Raw genomic sequence first — 731 nt, forward strand, 5'->3', positions numbered from 1 at the left:
TGCTCTCCCGGCCGAGTGACCAACACTGCCATGATTAATCGTGGTCAGCGTACAGCTTGGTTAGAATGTCGCGGGCACCGTTATCAAGTAGCTCGTTAGCCAACTGGATACCGAGCGCTTCTCCATCTTTACGGTGACCACGCACTTCGCCACGCACAATTTCGCTGCCATCTGGTTCACCGACTAGCGCGCGAAGCCAAATTTCATCACCTTCAAGTAGCGCGTAGCTACCGATTGGCACCTGACAGCCACCTTCAAGAGTTAGGTTCATGGCACGTTCGCACAACACGCGATCGGCGGTGTCTTTATGGTTGAGTGGCTCCAGAAGTTTGAGTAAGCGTTCGTCGTCTACGCGGCATTCAATACCGACTGCGCCTTGGCCAACCGCTGGCAGTGAGTGTTCTGGTTCGATAAAGCTGCGAATTCGGTCTTCCAATTTCAAGCGCTTTAGACCTGCGGCTGCAAGAATGATAGCGTCGTACTCACCCGCATCCAGTTTGCCAAGTCGAGTCCCCACGTTGCCACGCAGTTCTTTGATAATGATGTCTGGGCGGTATTCTTTCAGTTGGCATTGGCGACGCAAACTGCAAGTACCGACGACCGCACCTTGAGGGAGTTCATCAATGTTGCTATAGGTATTAGAAACGAAGGCGTCGCGAGGGTCTTCTCGCTCGCAAATGGTCACGAGGCCAAGGCCTTCTGGGAAGTCGACAGGTACGTCTTTCATTGAG

General features: G+C 53.2%; 1 protein-coding gene. It reads right to left on the reverse strand.

Features of this window, described 5'->3' with window-relative positions:
* Window positions 1-34: 34 nt before the first annotated feature.
* On the reverse strand, window positions 35-731 hold a 697-nt coding region (gene hemC / locus R8O10_RS24965; RefSeq protein WP_318191923.1), incomplete at its 5' end, for a hydroxymethylbilane synthase.

This window comes from Vibrio sp. 1727 (assembly GCF_033344415.1).
Lineage (GTDB): Bacteria > Pseudomonadota > Gammaproteobacteria > Enterobacterales > Vibrionaceae > Vibrio > Vibrio alginolyticus.